At 39.7% G+C, this 18,904-nt stretch carries 10 protein-coding genes; 2 read left to right on the top strand and 8 right to left on the bottom strand.

Annotation, left to right across the window (positions count from 1 at the left end):
- Positions 1-37: 37 nt before the first annotated feature.
- From FHR29_RS24120 to FHR29_RS24155, 8 genes are all read right to left on the bottom strand, one after another.
- Positions 38-2,281 (bottom strand): S9 family peptidase, encoded by a 2,244-nt coding sequence (locus tag FHR29_RS24120; RefSeq protein ID WP_183917726.1) that lies wholly within the window; start codon positions 2,279-2,281, stop codon positions 38-40.
- A 76-nt stretch (positions 2,282-2,357) separates the two neighbouring features.
- Positions 2,358-3,779 carry an APC family permease gene (locus FHR29_RS24125; protein WP_183917728.1) on the bottom strand — a complete coding sequence of 474 codons (1,422 nt, stop codon included), beginning with the start codon at positions 3,777-3,779 and terminating at the stop codon, positions 2,358-2,360.
- Between the two features lie 20 nt (positions 3,780-3,799).
- A complete protein-coding gene (locus tag FHR29_RS24130; protein ID WP_221197926.1) occupies positions 3,800-5,575 on the bottom strand; it encodes a DUF885 family protein in 1,776 nt (591 codons plus the stop codon).
- Positions 5,576-5,591: 16 nt separating this feature from the next.
- Positions 5,592-6,851 carry an FAD-dependent oxidoreductase gene (locus FHR29_RS24135; protein ID WP_183917730.1) on the bottom strand — a complete coding sequence of 420 codons (1,260 nt, stop codon included), beginning with the start codon at positions 6,849-6,851 and terminating at the stop codon, positions 5,592-5,594.
- A 22-nt stretch (positions 6,852-6,873) separates the two neighbouring features.
- Complete coding sequence (locus FHR29_RS24140) at positions 6,874-7,875, bottom strand: 4-hydroxyproline epimerase (RefSeq protein WP_183917732.1); 1,002 nt, start codon at positions 7,873-7,875, stop codon at positions 6,874-6,876.
- A gap of 21 nt (positions 7,876-7,896) precedes the next feature.
- Complete coding sequence (locus tag FHR29_RS24145) at positions 7,897-9,384, bottom strand: aldehyde dehydrogenase (NADP(+)) (RefSeq protein ID WP_183917735.1); 1,488 nt, start codon at positions 9,382-9,384, stop codon at positions 7,897-7,899.
- Between the two features lie 96 nt (positions 9,385-9,480).
- Positions 9,481-10,383 (bottom strand): dihydrodipicolinate synthase family protein, encoded by a 903-nt coding sequence (locus FHR29_RS24150; protein ID WP_183917737.1) that lies wholly within the window; start codon positions 10,381-10,383, stop codon positions 9,481-9,483.
- A 112-nt stretch (positions 10,384-10,495) separates the two neighbouring features.
- Positions 10,496-11,359, bottom strand: a complete 864-nt coding sequence (locus FHR29_RS24155; protein WP_183917739.1) for an AraC family transcriptional regulator — start codon at positions 11,357-11,359, stop codon at positions 10,496-10,498.
- A 203-nt stretch (positions 11,360-11,562) separates the two neighbouring features.
- Between FHR29_RS24155 and FHR29_RS24160 the strand changes: the two genes are divergently transcribed.
- On the top strand, positions 11,563-14,292 hold the full coding sequence (locus tag FHR29_RS24160) for a DUF5695 domain-containing protein (protein ID WP_183917741.1): 2,730 nt from the start codon (positions 11,563-11,565) through the stop codon (positions 14,290-14,292).
- Between the two features lie 455 nt (positions 14,293-14,747).
- Entirely contained in the window at positions 14,748-18,794 is a 4,047-nt protein-coding gene (locus tag FHR29_RS24165; protein ID WP_183917743.1) for a two-component regulator propeller domain-containing protein, read from the top strand.
- The last annotated feature ends 110 nt before the right edge of the window (positions 18,795-18,904 follow it).

An 18,904-nucleotide genomic window follows, 5' to 3' on the forward strand; every position in this document is an offset into this window, starting at 1 on the left:
TTCAGTTTGAGAACTCTTGCTCATCATTATACCTTCGTTAATAAGCATTCCAAGCAGGAGGCTCTACCCCTAACAAGTGTTTCACGAAATAATCGCGACGCTTCTTTTCTCCAAAATCACCACCAGAAGCATGTCCCATTCCTGGAACCATAATGAAATCATGATCTTTACCATGTTTAATCAACTGATTGACGAACTGGTAAGTGGAAGCAGGATCCACATTGTCATCCAATTCACCAACGATCAATAGCAACTTCCCTTCTAATCTATACGCATTTTCGATATTAGAACAAGCGGCATATTCAGGGCCGATCGGCCAGCCCATCCATTGCTCATTCCACCAAATTTTATCCATACGGTTATCGTGACAACCACAAGACGAAACCCCTACCTTATAAAATTCAGGATGAAACAAAAGAGCGCCAGCAGAAGACTGTCCTCCGGCAGAAGTACCATAAATACCGACTTTTTCGATGTCCATATAAGGATATTTAAGCGCAGCTGCCTTCATCCAGGCAATGCGATCGGGAAAACCGGCATCTTTTAGATTTTTCCATGCCACATCTTGAAATGCCTTCGAACGATTGGATGTTCCCATTCCGTCGATTTGCACGACTATAAAGCCCAGTTCAGCGAGCTCAGCTAGTCCTGACGGATTAGCCGAAAATGATTTAGGGACAAAAGCGCTATGTGGTCCTGCATAGATATACTCAATTACAGGATATTTTTTATTCGGATCAAAATTTCGTGGACGGACAATAATACCCCAGATCTCTGTTTTACCATCTCTAGCAAGCGACTTAAACACTTCAGGTTTGCGCCATCCCGTAGCCTCCAGATCCGAAATATCCGCTTTTTCCAAATCCATCACGATCTGCCCATCTGCTACACGTCGCAATACTGCCTGTGGAGCTTGGTCAACCCGCGAGTAAAGATCTACAAATAAAGAATGGTCAGGATTAAATGTTGCTTGATGATTGGCTATTTCTGGAGTGAGTTCTTTCAAGCCCTTACCGTCAAAACCAATAGTGTAATAACGGATTAAATAAGGATCCAACTCTTTATTCATGCCACTCGCCTCAAAAATAATCTTTTTGTTATCCTCATCGACATGAACAACTTTTCGTACTACCCAATTTCCTTTGGTAATCTGCTGTTTCAATGCGCCTGTTTTTGCATCAAACAGATACAGATGATTCCATCCGTCACGTTCCGAAGCCCATATGATGTCCGCTGTTTTTTTGAGATCATTGCGATATTTCTTTCCGCTATAATCAATAAATGTCGCGCTGCGTTCTGAAATAATGGTTTTCGTTTTCCCGTCCACAGCACTCAATTCCATCACATCGTACCGTTGATGGCCACGTTGGTTATATTCAAATGTGATTCCACTATTATCCGCCTTCCATACCAGTGCAGAAAGTGAAAATTGATTGGGTATCTGAGCAGGATCTACCGTTATCACCCGCTCCCCCATGACATCAATAATCGTTGGATAATATTGTGATAAAGCATCCCCAGGTTTGTTATAGTCTCTGGTCTGTAACTTAGGTTGTAATTGATCCACTGGAGAGGACTCCAATAAAGTCAACTGTCTGATTTCAGCCTTTCTCACTTTTGAAGCTGCCAATTTCTTTGAATCATTGGACCATTGGATACGAGCGCTATAATACTCCCCGGGACTTCCATCAAAGGTCAACTGTCGCTCACTCTTTGGATCCCCTTTTTTGCTAATGTATACATTACTATTTTTAATATAAGCAGTATAGGTCTTATCGGGCGACTCTACAGATTCCCCCTTACTATCATCCCAACGTGCTCCCCAGTAGCCATCCGATCTACGATCCATACCTGTCGTTGCGATATCGCGCGTTTTGCTCAGCTTATTTTCCTGTGCATTCCACTTCCAAATCACTTTCTCTTCCGTAAATTCAACTTCATTTGCCGTCAATACTTTCAGATCTCTCCCCCACAAAACACCCAATTTTACTTCTTTACCCAATTGAGCGGATAGCTGTTTTTCTATTGCATCAACATCGGTATCTATCTTTTTATGCGTAACCGCATCTATCAGATACAAGCTCCTCTTGCCGTCTTTTTTATGCAGCCGATAAGAAAAACTATCTCCTTTTTCAGACCAAATAATCTGTTGCGGCACTTGATACACCTTGCCGAATGAGCTTCTGATCTCTTTGGCACGTTTATAATCCTCCAATGTCCCTTGCGCCAATGTCGTAAGCTGAAATATCAGTAATAAAACAGCTGTTAATGTTATCTTCATATGTATTTTATTTTTTTATATCGTATGTGTTGATCTACCTTTAATTTGTACAGACAGGATAAAAAATTAAGTAAGACTAGGTCTTTACATCTTTCTGTTTCACAAAATAGTATAATGGGATCCCCAAAAGTGTGATGATAATACCTGGCCAGGTAAATTGCGGTTTATAGATCACCAACAGAATAATAAACGAGATCCCCATCAAAATATAAATAGCTGGTATAAAAGGATAGCCAAAGGCCTTATAAGGTCTCGGTACATCGGGGCGCTTATATCGCAACCAAAAAATTCCGATGATGCACAAAACATAAAACATGACAACCACACAGGTTATCATATCCAATAAATCGCCATACTTACCTGTTAAACACCATATTGAAGCTATCACCGCCTGTAACCATAACGCGTAAGCCGGTACGGCATTCTTATTTAAGGTGCCCGTTTTCTTAAAAAACAAACCATCCTTAGCCATAGAATAATAGATTCTTGCCCCAGCCAAAATCAGCCCATTATTACAGCCAAAAGTGCTGACCATAATCATAATCGCCAAGATGGCAATACCAACAGGACCGAAAATTTCTTGCGCTACGAGCATGGCAACACGATCCTTAGGAGCGCTGGCCATCTCCTCTATTGTCAACACACCTGTATACATCAGATTGGTCAAAATATAGATCACTGTTACCATTAGCGTTCCCAGTGCTAAACTCAAACCAATGTTGCGTTGCGGATTCTTGATCTCACCTGCTACAGCAGAAGATGAGTGCCAGGAATCGCTGCTGAACAATGCTCCTACCAATGCCGCAGATATAGCTCCAAATGCACCAAAAGTGGCATAATCTGCCGTCGATCCATCCGTATTTAATCGTTGTAGATTCCACATATGCTCTGAAGACCAGTTTTGATTCCACACCTCCAGATCGAAAGCTGCAAAACCAAAAATAACCAACAACACCAAACTTAATATTTTGATCAATGTCAGCACTGTCTGTACTGTTTTACCATTCTTTACACCGCCTGTATTAATAAAGGTAAGCAGCACAATGACAGCGATAGCTAACACTTGAGCAGATGATATATGATAGTCACCCAGTACCAGCAAATACACATCTTCATCCAGTACCGGAAATAAATAAGCGGTAAACTTAGCAAAAGCAACTCCCACAGCTGCAATCGTAGCCGTTTGGATCACGGCAAAAAAAGTCCATCCAAACGTAAAACTGACAACCGGTCCATAGGCTTCTTGGAGATAAATATACTGACCACCAGCTTTCGGAAACATAGCACTCAGTTCGCCATAACTCAAAGCGGCGGCTAAAGTCATAAATCCGCAGATCAACCAGACCACCATCAGCCAGCCAGCAGACCCCGTATTTCGGGCGATATCCGACGACACAATAAAGATCCCCGAACCGATCATACTTCCCGCAACGAGCATTGTTGCATCCAACAAACCTAGTGACTTTTTGAAATCTTGACTATTTTCTTGATTGCTCATAATTTAGGGTTGGATTGCACTTATTTAAAATTATAAAATTTCCATTTTGCTTGATGGTTAGGTTCAAGCTTTTGGTTTGTCAATATCGCCCTCAGCATCTCCATCGGCAAGTAATTTTCCTTGATGACCCGATCATGAAATTCAGTGTAGGACATTTTCCCCGATCCCACCAATTCATCACTGATACTCAATAGCTGTAAACCACCGATTAAATAAGCCAATTGGTATAAAGGATCGTAAGAACCTTCAAATGATCGCTTCACCTCTCCATGTGCGTTTGCAGGTTCATGACCGACCTGATTGACTAAATAATCCACACATTGCTGTGGTGTCCATTCACCTAAGTGAAATTTAATACTGAAGGTGATCCGGGCACAACGATGCATTCGCCAAAATAACATCCCGATACGTTCTTCCGGTGTCTTGGCAAATCCCATTCTATAGAGCAGTAATTCCCAATATAAGGTCCAGCCTTCGGTCCAGAATGGTGTATTGAAATTCTCCTCCCGATAAGGCTTATACCTTTTATTCATAAAATACTGTAGATGATGACCTGGATTGAGTTCATGTTGCACCGTACCCAAAGAAAAATGTGGATTGTTACCGCGCATGCTCATCATTTTTTGATCATAAGTCATGGTATTGGTTGGATACGAAATACTGATCTCACGTCCTCCGGTAAAAAATGGATTCACCAATTGCCGTTCAGGAGTCATCATAATCATTCCCCAGGTCTCATCCGCCAATTCAGGAATTGCAATTAGCTCGTGCTCCTTGATAAATGCTTGGGCCCGATCATACAATTCATTGATCAGACCAGGTTGTTGCCCTTCTGGCACATAGGTATTTTTAACCTTTTCCTGCGCGGCCTTCCAATCGTCTCCAAATCCCATCTCACGAGAAGCTTTTAATAACTCTGCCACGCACCATTCCCATTCCTGATCAGCGATACGTAACAACTCATCCGCATTATATGCAATCATTTCTTCACGTAACTTTTTGTTGAGTGCAGATTTTCCGATCGGTTGCCCACCAATATTACTGCCATCATTAAAGACTTTCCAGTTGCTCTTTCCCTGCAAAGCAGTTTTATATTGAATCAGTTTTTCATTTAAACTTTCATAAGATTTAGGGACCCACCAGGTAAACATCGGGTCATATCCATTATAGAAATCGAACGCACTCTCCAAACGGACTCGCAATGACTCCACCATATTGACCAAAAAATTGACATCAGCAGATTCAATCGCGGCCACATTTTCTAGCTTTTGAATCGATTCAGAAACCTGATCTGTCGTTTTTTCTAACACTATGGCAACATCCTTTCCGACCACAGCGGCACCGCGACGACGTTTCTGTTCAAATTGAAGAATATTTTCGGCAAAGGGTAAATAGGCTTTCAGTCGGTTGTAAGAAGCGAATGTTTCTTTAAGCTCTTCTTGATGCCGCTGCACTTTCTGGCTCAGCAGAATATAATCAACCTGACCGTTTGTATTCAGTCTATTATAATCAAATTGTTTTAATTTAGCTAAATAGTCTTCATCGATTTTGACCAGTCTATTGATCTGCTCGGGAGAGGCTACCGACTGCTGAAATCCCCAATTTTTAGGCATTGGCCCATAAAAATAATTGACAGCCTGCAGATCATGTCGATATTGTATGATATAAGGCTCAATAGGTGTTGTGTGCTGATACAAATCCATATTTTGGGCATCTGTGAGCGAAGAAGCCATACAAAGCACTCCAAGGACTATAAATTTCTTTACGTTAGGGTAATTGTTGTTTTTCTTCATCATTTAGGCTTATTTTTGTCTATTGAAACCGATCCGGATTAAAGCCCGTGATATCTGTTTCGGTGGCTTTGTTGGACAGTAAGGCCGTGATCGCTTTTCCGTAAGCAGGTCCTAGACTCAACCCCATCATACCACCCGCACCAGCAATGCTGACATTACTGTATCTGGAAGTCCTGCCCAAATATGGAAGCCCATCTGGTGAACATGGTCTGTAGCCAAACCAAATATCTTTCGGATAATCAACTTGCAGATCAGGAAAATATTTTGGTATTGACTCGACGATGCCCTTTACCCGGTTGCTGTATATTTTATCATTAGCCGGACCTAATTCCATGGTTCCACTGAAGCGGATTTGATTATTCATAGGCGTCACCGCCACACGTGCTTCCAGCAACAGCGCAGCATGCACCATCTGGTTATTCCCCGTTGTATTATGCATGAAGGAGTATCCCTTTCCAGGCATCAAAGGCAACTTTAACTGTAATTTAGAGGCTAATGCAGGAAGAGAAGCTCCACCTGTTACGACAATTTCATCCGCATGAAATGTCCCTTTTGAAGTAATGATTTCAGACACCTTTTTACCTGAAAACTTGAATCCTGACACCGCTGTTTGATAGTTGAATTTCACCCCATGAGCGAGCAGGTAATCGGTCAATATTTTCATCAATTTTGGGGGGTACAAGATACCATCGCATTTGTATAAAATACCACCGACCGTATCCATTCGCAGATTAGGTTCTAAAGCCTGAATCCCTGCTTGATCAAAAACTTCCACATCCAATCCCAAGTTTTGAGCCTTTTCTGCCAATTCAATTTCTTCATGTGCGACATGGCTTGATTTATAAAGCATCATAATACCGTTCTGTCTTAGCTCAAAATCAAAACCTTCCTGTTGCGCCAATTCATCATATGAGCGGCTACTTGCAAGATTCAAATCACGTATAGCTGCTGCATTTCGGTTTACATGTTTTTCATTGGCATGTTTCAAAAACTTCAAACCCCAGTCTATCAATGAAAAATTCAATGAGGGTCGAACGTAAAACGGGCTTTTACTGTTTAGCATCCATTTTACACCCTGTGCTACGATACCCGGTGCTGCCAATGGGGTGAAATGGCTGGGAACGATCATTCCTGCATTGCCATAGGAGCAATTATCTTGCCCGTCACCCTTCTCCAAAATCTGAACTTCCCAACCATCCTGTAAGAGGTAATAAGCGGTGGATAAGCCTGCAATCCCCGCTCCTATGATAGCAACTTTTCCTTTATTATGTGTTGACACGTTTTTGATATTTTAATAATAATTACATAACCTGAAATCCTTCTTTGTACGGATCTTCGTCATCAATAATGATCTGACTATAGCCCGTAATTCTTGCCCATCCCTCTACCGAAGGAATGATTGCTGGCTGGCCCGATATTGTCTTCGTTTCTTCTTCAATACGACCGACAAATTGCGAACCGATATAACTCTCATGAACAAATTCCTCCCCCCTGCTCAACTTCCCTTTAGCATACCATTGTGCCATACGGGCAGAGGTTCCGGTACCGCAAGGAGACCTATCCAGTGCATTTTCACCGACCAACACCGCATTTCTTCCTGTAGAATTTTCTTTAGTGGGTTTTCCCGTCCATTGTATATGGCTAAGACCATATATATTTTGATCTTCAGGATGAATAAAATCCGTCTTCTCATTAAGGAGACGACGAATAATCTTTCCATAATGAATGAGCTGACTAGCCGAAAAATCGCTGATATCTTTAAAATTCTTTTGAGGATCTATGATGGCATAAAAGTTTCCACCATAGGCGACATCGGCCACGATCTCTCCCAAGTCTGGACACAGTACGGTCAGCGCCTCTTTATAAAGAAAAGACTTTACATTCGTCAGTTTAACCGTTTTAACCTTCGGACCTTCTTGTACATAATCGATCAGGATTAAACCGGCCGGAGTTTCTAATCGCAGCTTACCCGGGACTTTTGGAATGACCAAGCCCTCCTCGATCGCAAGCGTCACAGTCCCAATGGTTCCGTGACCACACATCGGAAGACAACCACTGGTTTCAATATATAGTACACCGGTATCATTATTGGGGTCTGTAGGCGGATACAGAATACTACCGCTCATCATATCATGACCTCGCGGTTCAAACATCAGTCCTTTACGAATCCAGTCATATTCTTCCATAAAATGCAGCCGACGCTCCATCATTGAGTTTCCACGCAACACCGGTCCTCCTCCTGCTACCAGCCTCACAGGGCAACCACAGGTGTGGGAATCAATACAAAAAAATGTTTTCTTCATCAATTGCTATACAAAATTGTCCTAAATACTTGTTTTTGTTACCACAGCACCATCTACGATACGTGCAATGCCTAATGGGTTTTCATTTTTCAACTCCTCTGGCAAAAATTCATCGGGCCAATTCTGAAAAGATAATGGGCGTACAAAACGCTTCACTGCATCTGGTCCAACAGAGGTGAACCGGGGATCAGTACAAGAAGGAAAAGGACCGCCATGTTGCATAGCATAAACAACCTCTACTCCAGTTGGCATACCATTAAAGAGCAGACGTCCCGCTTTATCTTTTACCACATTGAAAACATCTTGATGCTCCTTCACATCTTCCGTAGTTCCTGCAATTGTAATGGTCAGTTGCCCTTTAAGTTGTTGCGCAATAGCCAATACCTCTGCATTATTTTCCGCTTCTACCAATACCGCAAAAGGACCAAATACTTCCTCACTCAATACCTGGTTTTTCAAAAAATTGCTTGCCGTAGTCCTAATAATTCTTGGACGTCCCTGACCTAGAGTAGCTTCAATACGCGATTCGGCAATTACCGCTACCGCATTTTGGCTGCTTAACGTTATTTTATTTTTTTCAAAATGTTCATAGATCCCCTTATTGAGCATGGTACCCGGTGCTATAACAGCTATTTCCGATGCCAATGCTTTTTTAAACCGTTCTAGAGCATCACCTTTTACAGCTATAAATACCCCAGGGTTGGTACAGAACTGGCCCACACCCAAAGTCAGTGAAGCGGCGTATTCTTTTGCAAGCGCTTCCGCACGGTCAGTTAAAAGATGGGTAAAGGCAAATACCGGATTGATACTTCCCATCTCGGCAAATACCGGTATCGGTTCTTCCCGTTGGTTAGCGATATCAAACAGGGCTTTTCCACCCCAATACGAGCCCGTAAAGCCGACGGCTTTCACAAGAGGATGGGCAGTCAGATAAGCGCCTATCTTAGTATCCGTACCCTCCATATTGGCTCCGAGAATATGGCTAAATACCCCTTCAGGCCAGCCGAATCTCTTAATAACAGTAGCTATGGTATCGGCCATAATGGTCGATGTTTGGGAATGTCCCGAATGACCTTTCACAATCACCGGACAACCTGCACCAATGGCACTGGCCGTATCACCTCCAGCCGTAGAAAAGGCAAATGGAAAATTACTGGCCCCGAATACAACAACAGGTCCTATACCCAAATTGAATTTCCGGATATCACTTTTACCCGTTTCAGTATTTGCTAAATCGATACGGGCTTCCGTATAAATACCCAACGCAACCGCATTGGCATAACTGCGCCATTGCCCTACTGTCCGAGCCTTTTCTCCTGTAAGGCGAGGCAACGGCAATGCCGTCTCCGCATGAGCAGTCTCCAAAAGTTCCGGGCCTAACCCTTCAATTTCAGTTGCAACAGCATGCATAAATGCTGCCCGTTGTGCAATCGTCGTAGATTTCAAAAATTGAAATGCTTCTGCCGCTATGCGAATACGCTCATCCAAATAAACTTGTGATTGATTCATTTTTTTTAATCCAATTTTTTTATGTAAAAACGAACTGTAGGCGAATAGTATTCACCAATCGCCCACAGTACTTTAACGCTATTCAATGAGCAGATCCTAATTTAACTGAGGACGATTAGCAATACCATCAGCAATAACTTTATTGATTCTCTCCGCTTCCTCACCTATCAACGGAAGTCTAGGTGCACGAAGATGTGGCGTACTTATTCCTTCAGCTGTTGCCGCAAGCTTAATATATTGAATAAGCTTAGGGTGAATATCCAGTTCCAGCAAAGGCATAAACCAACGATAAATTTCTAATGCCTTATCGTATTCGCCATTTACGGCATAATTGTACATCGCAACAGTTTCATTTGGAAAAGCATCCACTAATCCAAAGACCCATCCATCAGCACCCACTAAAATTGACTCCAACGAGATGGTATCCACACCACCTAATATCTTAAACCGGTCTCCAAATTTATTTTTCATCCGGGTTATATTAGTCAAATCTCGAGTAGATTCCTTAACCGCAACAATCGTTGGACAGTCTTTCAATTCATCAAACATTACTGTTGACACAAACACAGCATAATCAACAGGATTGTTATAGATCAAAATAGGTAAATCTGTCGCATTGGCTACTGCTTTAAAATAAGTAACTACCTCACGGTCATCAGCTCTATAGCGCATCGGAGGCAATAACATTAAACCGTCTGCACCTAATTCCTTTGCTTTAACAGCAAAATTAACAGCATGTTCAGTTGTATTTTCTGCGATGTTCAATATAATAGGTACTCGGCCTGCAATAACCTGGATTGCATAAGTCAATAATTCAAATTTTTCATCCGTATCCAGAACTGCCGCATCACCCAATGATCCTGCAATTATAATTCCGTGCACCCCTGCTTTAATCTGTGCTTCGGTATTCTTAGCAAACATATCAAAGTCAATCTCACCATTCTCTTTAAAGGGGGTCAATACTGCTGGGTAAACACCCTTCCAATTTAATTCAGCCATAGTTGGTTTTTACTTAATTAGTTTAATATTTTCTTTTATCAAAGAAACCAACTATTAAAGAAGTAAACTAACCGGGTTTTAATAATTACTTATTGGATATTAACATTTTGAACTACCCGTAAAGTAAATTCCTATAATTAGCAACATACATCTTGGGCGAGATTCCTAGTATATTTCGAAAAACGCGGTTAAAATTTGTAATGCTATTGAATCCCGAGTCGTAAGCAACGATCGAAATGCAGTCATAATCTTTTCCTCCAAGTAAACGGCAGGCTTCCCTTACACGCAATTCATTCAAATAAGAAATAAACGTTTTGCCTGTACTTTTCTTAAAATAACGACAAAAGGCCTGCGGTGTCAGATTAGCCTTTTCGGCTATTTCACTCAAGCAAATGTTATTCTTATAATTATTTTCAAGAAAATTGCACAGGGTTGTGATCCTAAAAGATCCAACTTCCCCCAAGCCATTAGATGCTATTCCCGAAAGTGGTTTAAGATTGAATGAAAGTTTATTCAAAGATTTCAACAAATAAAAAAAACTGACCAGCTGTCCCAAACTATCCGAATTCTTGAGTGCTTCTATTCTTCGGCTCACTTGTGGCAAGTATATTTTAGGAACTTTAAAACCCCGGCAGTTATTGTCAATAAAATCAAGTAATGTGCTTAATTCGGGGACATTCAAAATCTTTGACAATGTTCCTTTTAAACTAAAGAAAATAGAAATAGATTGAACATACCCGTGTAATAAATCATTTTTAAACACATGTGCTTGGTTAGACCCTAAAAGGAAGATATCATCCTTTTCAAAATAATGTACATTATCATCTACTAGCAATTGTCCAGCTCCCGCCTTAATCCAAATTAACTGATACTCCTCATGACAATGCAAATGAGGGTAAAACTTATCCAAAAAATCTTCCTGAATAAAAACGCTCCTATCTTTGGGAACAGGAACCCGATATTGAATTGGTTTCATAAATAGATTGGTTTGTAATAAATGTCATTTGTACATTAAATTTATGGTTTACTTGTTGACAAAACAAATATTTTGTTGCTTTATATCAATAACATGCTACACATTGTTAAAATCTGGTAATAAATAAAGGACTTAATAAGTCAAATTTGTAACAGTTCACCTGATACCCTATTAAAGAATAATGAATCTCTAAACTTTGCAAAATGAATTTAAAGAAAAGTTGTTATCTCCTATTTACTTTATTTTACCTCCAATATAGTATTCCTGCATTCAGTCAGCAGGATGAACATCCGGTATGGAAGGCAACAAAAAGTCAGCCTGCGACTTTAGGCATAGACCAGGGAGCCATTAGCTTTGGCTTAGATGGGCTAAAAATTAAAGTGCTCCGTACATCACAAACTTTATCAGCCTTCCAACAAGTAAATGGTGATGATGCTTTCGATTATACTCCTGTTGAAATGCTTCATAAACGTGACCGTAATAACTTTTTCCATCTTGGCGATATCAACATCAGTCTTAAACGACAAGGAGAGACCCATTGGTCAAGTTATTCTTCGGCTAAAGACCGTAAAAAAGTCATTGAAATAACGCCCTCAAAAACAGTTCTGGCTGCTGCCGATATCACTCCGACATTAGGAGATATTCCTTTAAAAGTTGTGCGAAGTTGGGAAAATGTAAACGGCGATCTGATCTTAAAGTTTCAAATCACCAATTCTACCGATCAACCTATTGAAATCGGTGCTTTAGGAATACCGCTACCCTTCAATAACAATATGGATTGGAAAAACCTGAATCAGGCGCATGCACAAAATGTGTTTTTCGACCCCTACATTGGAAAAGATGCAGGTTATATGCAAGTGAACCATTTACATGGAAATGGCCCAAGCCTATTGGTTCTACCATATGCCAATGCAGGATTTGAGGCATACAACCCCTTAAACACTGATCCTACACCAAAAAGTATTACTTTCGAAGGTTTCCATGAATGGATGATCCATAGTAAAGCACTTGCAGAAACAGAGTGGAAAGGAGTAGAACAATGGAATACACCAACTTCGACCCTATTAAAACCGAATGAATCCAAAACATTTGCACTCAAGTTTGTACTCGCGCCAAGTATAAAAGAAATCGAAAATACGCTTTTAAAAAATAACAGACCTGTGGCAGTTGGAGCTCCCGGGTATGTCGTTCCATTAGATAACCCGGTCAAGTTATTTATCAAACATAACAAAGACATTAAAAACATTTCGGTCTATCCTGAGGGCTCTTTACTTGTTACTAAGCAAAAAGATACACCTCAGAAATGGCATCAATATGAGGTTAAAGGTCAACAATGGGGTCGTGCACGATTGACCATTACCTACCAGGATGGCATCGAACAAACCATCCAATATAAAGTCATCAAGTCAGAAAAAGATGTGGTCGATGATCTTGGCAACTTCTTAACGACGGCACAGTGGTACGAAAATGATAATGATCTTTTTGGAAGGTCTCCCGCAGTTATCAGTTACGATTATGAAGAGAAGAAACTAGTCACGCAAGAACAGCGAGCTTGGTATGCGGGCTTGAGTGATGAGGCCGGAGCAGCCAGTTGGCTAGCTGCAATCATGAAGCAGGTCTTACAGCCTAATGCCAAAGAGATCGCCAAGTTAAAACGCTTTGTCAATGAAACCATGTACGGTCGTATCCAACATAAGGAAGGTGATCAAAAATATGGTGTGGTCAAAAGTCTATTTTACTACGAACCAGATTCCCTGCCAGCAGGTACTTACCAAACAGATATCAATTGGAAGACTTGGTCGGCATGGCCTAAAAAAGAAGCGGATAACATTGGACGCTCCTATAACTATCCCCATGTTGCGGCGGCACATTGGGTCATGTATCGGCTCGCTCGCGATTATCGCAATCTGGTGCAAGAAGAAAACTGGGATGTCTATTTAGACCGAGCTTTTCAAACCAGCATGGCGATGATTGAAAAAGCCCCCTACTATGCACAATTCGGTCAGATGGAAGGCAGTATATTTTTGCTTATCCTCCATGATTTGCGTCGGGAGGGATTAACAGATCCGGCCAATAAATTGGAAGCGGCGATGCGTAAACGTGCCGAACATTGGAAAAGTCTTGATTATCCATTTGGAAGTGAGATGCCCTGGGATTCTACAGGCCAAGAAGAAGTATATTTATGGTCTCGATACTTTGGTTTTGACGACAAAACTCAAGTTACCTTAAATGCCATTCTTGCTTATATGCCTACAGTACCACATTGGGGATACAACGGTAGTGCGCGCCGGTATTGGGATTTTGTATATGGGGGAAAACTATCCCGCATCGAGCGTCAACTTCATCATTATGGTTCCGCATTAAATGCTATCCCTGTATTAACAGAATACCGAGATCACCCTGAAGATTTCTACCTGCTCCGCGTAGGTCATGCAGGTATGATGGGAGCATTAGCCAATGTAACTGCAGATGGTTTTGGTCCCGCAGCATTCCATTCTTACCCCTCTACCTTAGCTAATGATGGTATATCTGGCGATTACGGGACTGGGTTTTATGGCTATGCCGTAAACTCAGGCACTTACATCATAGAACATCCAGAATTTGGCTGGTTGGCATTTAGTGGTAACCTGAAAGCCGATAAAAATAACATCGAAGTCGCAATAAAAACAGCTTCAAAAGGCCGTGTTTTTCTTGCCAAAGAAAATTTATGGTTAACGTCCGATGCCGGAGAAATTGAAACACTCACCTACAATCTAAAAGATAAAACTGTCTTCTTAAACTTTAATACAAGTCAATCCGCGATAGTACCAAATATTTTGCTGAATATCAATCCGGAAAGTGGCTATGAAATTGAAGGATTTAACAAGGATAAATACAACCGTTACCATATACCCGCAAATACGAATACCGTGAAACTTGTAAAAATAAAGTAATAGCAAGGTCATTTATCTTCTTGCAGAAGAGCCCTGTTTAGAATTAAACAGGGCTTTTTAGTGTTTCAAATTTCTGCCTCAATTTTGAGTCATACTCATATTTATTATTTCACATCGAATAAAGCATTCTTCCTACGAAGATGAGTTTTACAAAAACCTATCTATTACCCACCTGTATCTTCATTTTAAAAGATCTGTTAGCTTGATAAATGTAAAGCAAACACTTATTATTTATTAAACATTCTATATCTTTAAAAAATCACCGGTTTTAAATATAAAATATGTCTCCAAACGAGGTTTCGTTTAGCGTATTATGTCTATCTATAAATAAATGATATTTAAAAATATTTGATATTTAAAAATCTGATGACAAGGGAAATAGCAGCATTTGTTTTGGTAAATAAAAAGCCATTTTTTAACCAAGATAAATGCTGTTGAATGGAAAAATCACAACAATGAACAGTCATAAATTTCATCAGCTATTAATTTCAATACTGCTTCTATTGTATTGTACACAACCGTGGAGTGCAGTGAGCCAAATCACGAATTCGAATATCAATCAGCAAATATCGAACAGTTCGGTTAAATCAATCTTTCAAGATAGCCAAGGCTACATGTGGTTTGGCACATTTGATGGATTAAACCGTTACGATGGTTACGAAATCAAAGCATACCGCAATCAGCTGAATCAGACCAATAGTCTTCCCCACAATTATATTTATTGCATTGTAGAAGATCAATTAAAAAAATTATGGATCGGCACAGGACAAGGCGTTGCTATTTATGACCGAAATTTTGATACCTTTTCCCTTTTGTCTTTCTTAGACTATGACAATCCTGAAACGAAATATATCATGAATGTTGACACAAAGACGATTCAAGTTGACAAAAAAAACAATGTTTATATTGGGACAAACGGATTAGGACTATTACTAAAAGAAAATAACCGGGATAATGCCATCCGTATTCCATTAAAATTTGACAAAGAAAAATCGGTAGTGGATTACTCCGTTCCTGTAATCCATATTGATAAAAAAAATCAAATCTGGGTATTTATTAGTGACAGAGGTTTATATCGATTCGATATTCAAAGTCAAGAATTACAACTTATCAATCATGATATTCTAGAAGCAACAAGTATGGCCAGTAATCAAACAGGCGATATTTTTATAGCAAACTACCACGGTGTATACACTTTTCATAACGCATCTCGAAAATTATCAAAAGTATTTCAAAAAAAAATAAGTTCAGATCAGGTCAATCAAATAACCCTAGTCAATGACAATCAGTTATGGGTTTCTACCCAAGACAATGGCATATCCATCATCGATTTAAAAACCGATAATGTGCGCTATCTGAATCAGTCTTCCTTAGCTCCGCATGCCTTAACGAGCAATGCGATCTATACGACCTATGTAGGACAAGACAACAAAAAATGGATTGGAACTGCTAAGGGAGGTATCCATTTGATTGATGATCAGCAACTGAATTTCCAATCACAGCAGGATATATCATTACAAAACAGTACTAACTATCCAAAATTTGTACGCTCCTTTGCTCAAGTTGATCCATCCACACTTTGGATAGGCACAGAAGGAAATGGACTGTATATATGGAACCGTTCCACAAACCTATTTCGAACTATAAAAAAAGGGGATCAGAACTTAACGGACAATGTTATTAATAATATTTTAGCAGATCGTAAGGGTAACATCTGGTCAGCAACCGACAATGGGATTGTCCGATATGAGCAACATGGTAAATCTAAAACCTACAGCTGTATTGCTAAGAGCGGATTGATCAATAGTAGCGTACAGATTCTATTAGAAGATGCTGCAGGAAATATTTGGGCAACTACTTTTTCAAATGGATACCTCTACAAATATAACCCAATCACAGATCGATTCGAGCAATTCAATGATTTCTTAATCGATCTGAACTGCTTAATCGAAGATAAATCAGGAAGTCTTTGGGCTGGAAATTATAACACATTAATAAAGATTAATAAACAATCGCAAGCTTTTGAATCTTATGACATTGGAAAACCCGTCCGTTCAATCTATATCGACAGCAAAGGTCGTATGTGGATCGGCACCGAAGGTCATGGACTGATTGAATTTGATCCAAACATCAAAAAAATAAAAGTTAATTATTCCCAGAGCAATGGACTCTCGAACAATTCTGTTTTAAATATCTTAGAAGATCGGAAAGGAAATTTATGGTTAAGTACTTTTAATGGTCTGTCTAGATTTAATACAGCGACAAAAACATTCACAAATTACGATCAAACAGATGGCCTGCTGAACAATGAATTTTCGTATAGTGCCGCTCATAAACTAAGCGACGGACAACTCATCTTTGGCGGTATCAATGGATTTGACTTATTTGATCCAGACAAGATCCAAGCCAGAAAACACATACCATCACTGGCATTGACTGCCATCAAAATTAATAATATTAAACTGAATGACTCCACTCATCAGGTTCAACTCAATGATAAACATCAGATTTCCCAAATAACATTATCCTATGGATCATCAATATCCATTGACTATGTAGCCTTAGAGTTCGCCTCACCCCACAAGATCAAGTACAGGTATATGCTGGAAGGTTGGGATAAAAATTGGAATGATGCAGGAGTCTCCCGTTCCATTAATTATAATAATCTATACGAAGGAAAGTATACATTACTGATCAATTCAACAGATACTGAAGGCAAGTGGACAAAAAACATTGTAACACTAACGATCCGTATATTACCCCCTTGGTACCGCAGCTGGTGGTCTTATCTCATTTATTTATCAGGGATAGCATGTGCCTTTTATTACTACAATCGCTATCGAAACAAACAAACGGCCCTCCAATATCAGGTTGAAGTTTCGCAATTGCATGTCATCAAGGAACGGGAAATTTATGAAAAAAGGCAAGCCTTTTTCACGAACATATCACATGAATTCAGGACGCCACTTACTTTAATTATTAATCCTATAACAGACCTGTTGCAAAGCGATGAAGATAACCGGAATTCAACCACATTACAGGTGGTGCACCGGAATGCCAAACGCCTTCTAAGTCTTGTCGATCAATTATTAATTTTTAGAAAAGCGGAGGAACAAGGTGAGAAACTTCACATTAGTCAATTTAACTTACACCACTTTGCAGAAGAGATCTATTTCTATTTCTCTGCACAAGCAAAACTACAGCATATTGATTATCAATTTTCTGCCGATCATAACGACATTATCATCCAAGCAGATAAAGAAAAAATAGAAATTGTACTTTGTAATTTAATCTCCAATGCCTTTAAGTTTACACCAGAACATGGTCAAATCACTTTTACTATAAAATGTCATCCACAGCATATACAAATATTGATCAAAGACTCCGGCATCGGAATTCCGGATCATATCGGCGATAAGATTTTTGAAAAATTTTATTCCGACAACCGCAATGGAACAAAAAAACAGACTGGATTTGGAATTGGCATGTATTTGACCCGAACTTTTATAGCGATGCACAAAGGAGAAATTTCCTATCAAAGTTCACAGGAACAAGGAACTGTTTTCGAGCTAAAGCTTCCCTTACTAAACGAAAACTATCAACAGGACCATTCATCCAATCCAGCTAGTAATTATACCGCAACGCTAATGGAAACATGGATCTCTTCACCAACAGAAACAACAAACTCGTCTAATAAGCTTCATTCTGTTGGTCCTAAAGTAGGTTTATTAGTTGTTGATGACGATGATCAGCTACGAGATTACTTGGTTAAGCTTTTTGAAAATGATTATATGGTCTATCATGAAGCAAACGGCATCGATGCATTATCTACCATTAAAAGTAAGCAGCCCGAGGTTGTGATCAGCGATGTAATGATGGATGGTATGAACGGTATAGAGCTCTGTCAAGCTATAAAATCGAATTCATTATCCAGTCATATTCAAGTTATCTTACTCACCAACAGTGCTTCTTCAAGCACTAAACTAGAGGGGATCCGGTTTGGGGCAGATGATTATATGAGCAAACCATTTGATGCGGCTGTACTGCGGGCCAGAGTCAATACGCTAGTCAAAAATCGTCAGCATCTACAAGAGTTTTTCTTCAATGCAATTACCCTTCAGTCCAATGCATTAAAAATAACCGACAAAGACAAAGATTTCATTGAAAAGTGTATTCGCATCATCGAAGAGAATTTATTAGAAGATTTGAATGTAACATCATTATCTGCAAAAATTGGTATGAGCCATTCCAATTTTTACAAAAAGATAAAAGCCATATCCGGACAAACAATAAATGAATTTATCCGATCGGTCAGACTCAAAAAAGCGGCAGAAATACTAATCAATACGGACGCAAAAATTAATGAAGCTGCTGATATGACTGGGTTTTACGACATCAAGTATTTTCGAGAACAGTTCAAAAAGCTATTTGGATCAAATCCTTCCGATTATGTAAAAAAATACCGAAAAGCATTTCAAAATAGAAATCGGCTACCCGATTAGACAATTCAATTTAAAGCAGACTTTTAAGGTGAAAAAATCTGTTTCAAATTGTTTATAACACATTTAAAACAGACTTTTAATGTTCCAGACAGGCTGATTGGTTGATATCA

Origin of the sequence: Sphingobacterium sp. JUb56 (assembly GCF_014191365.1) — a bacterium.
GTDB classification, from domain to species: domain Bacteria; phylum Bacteroidota; class Bacteroidia; order Sphingobacteriales; family Sphingobacteriaceae; genus Sphingobacterium; species Sphingobacterium anhuiense.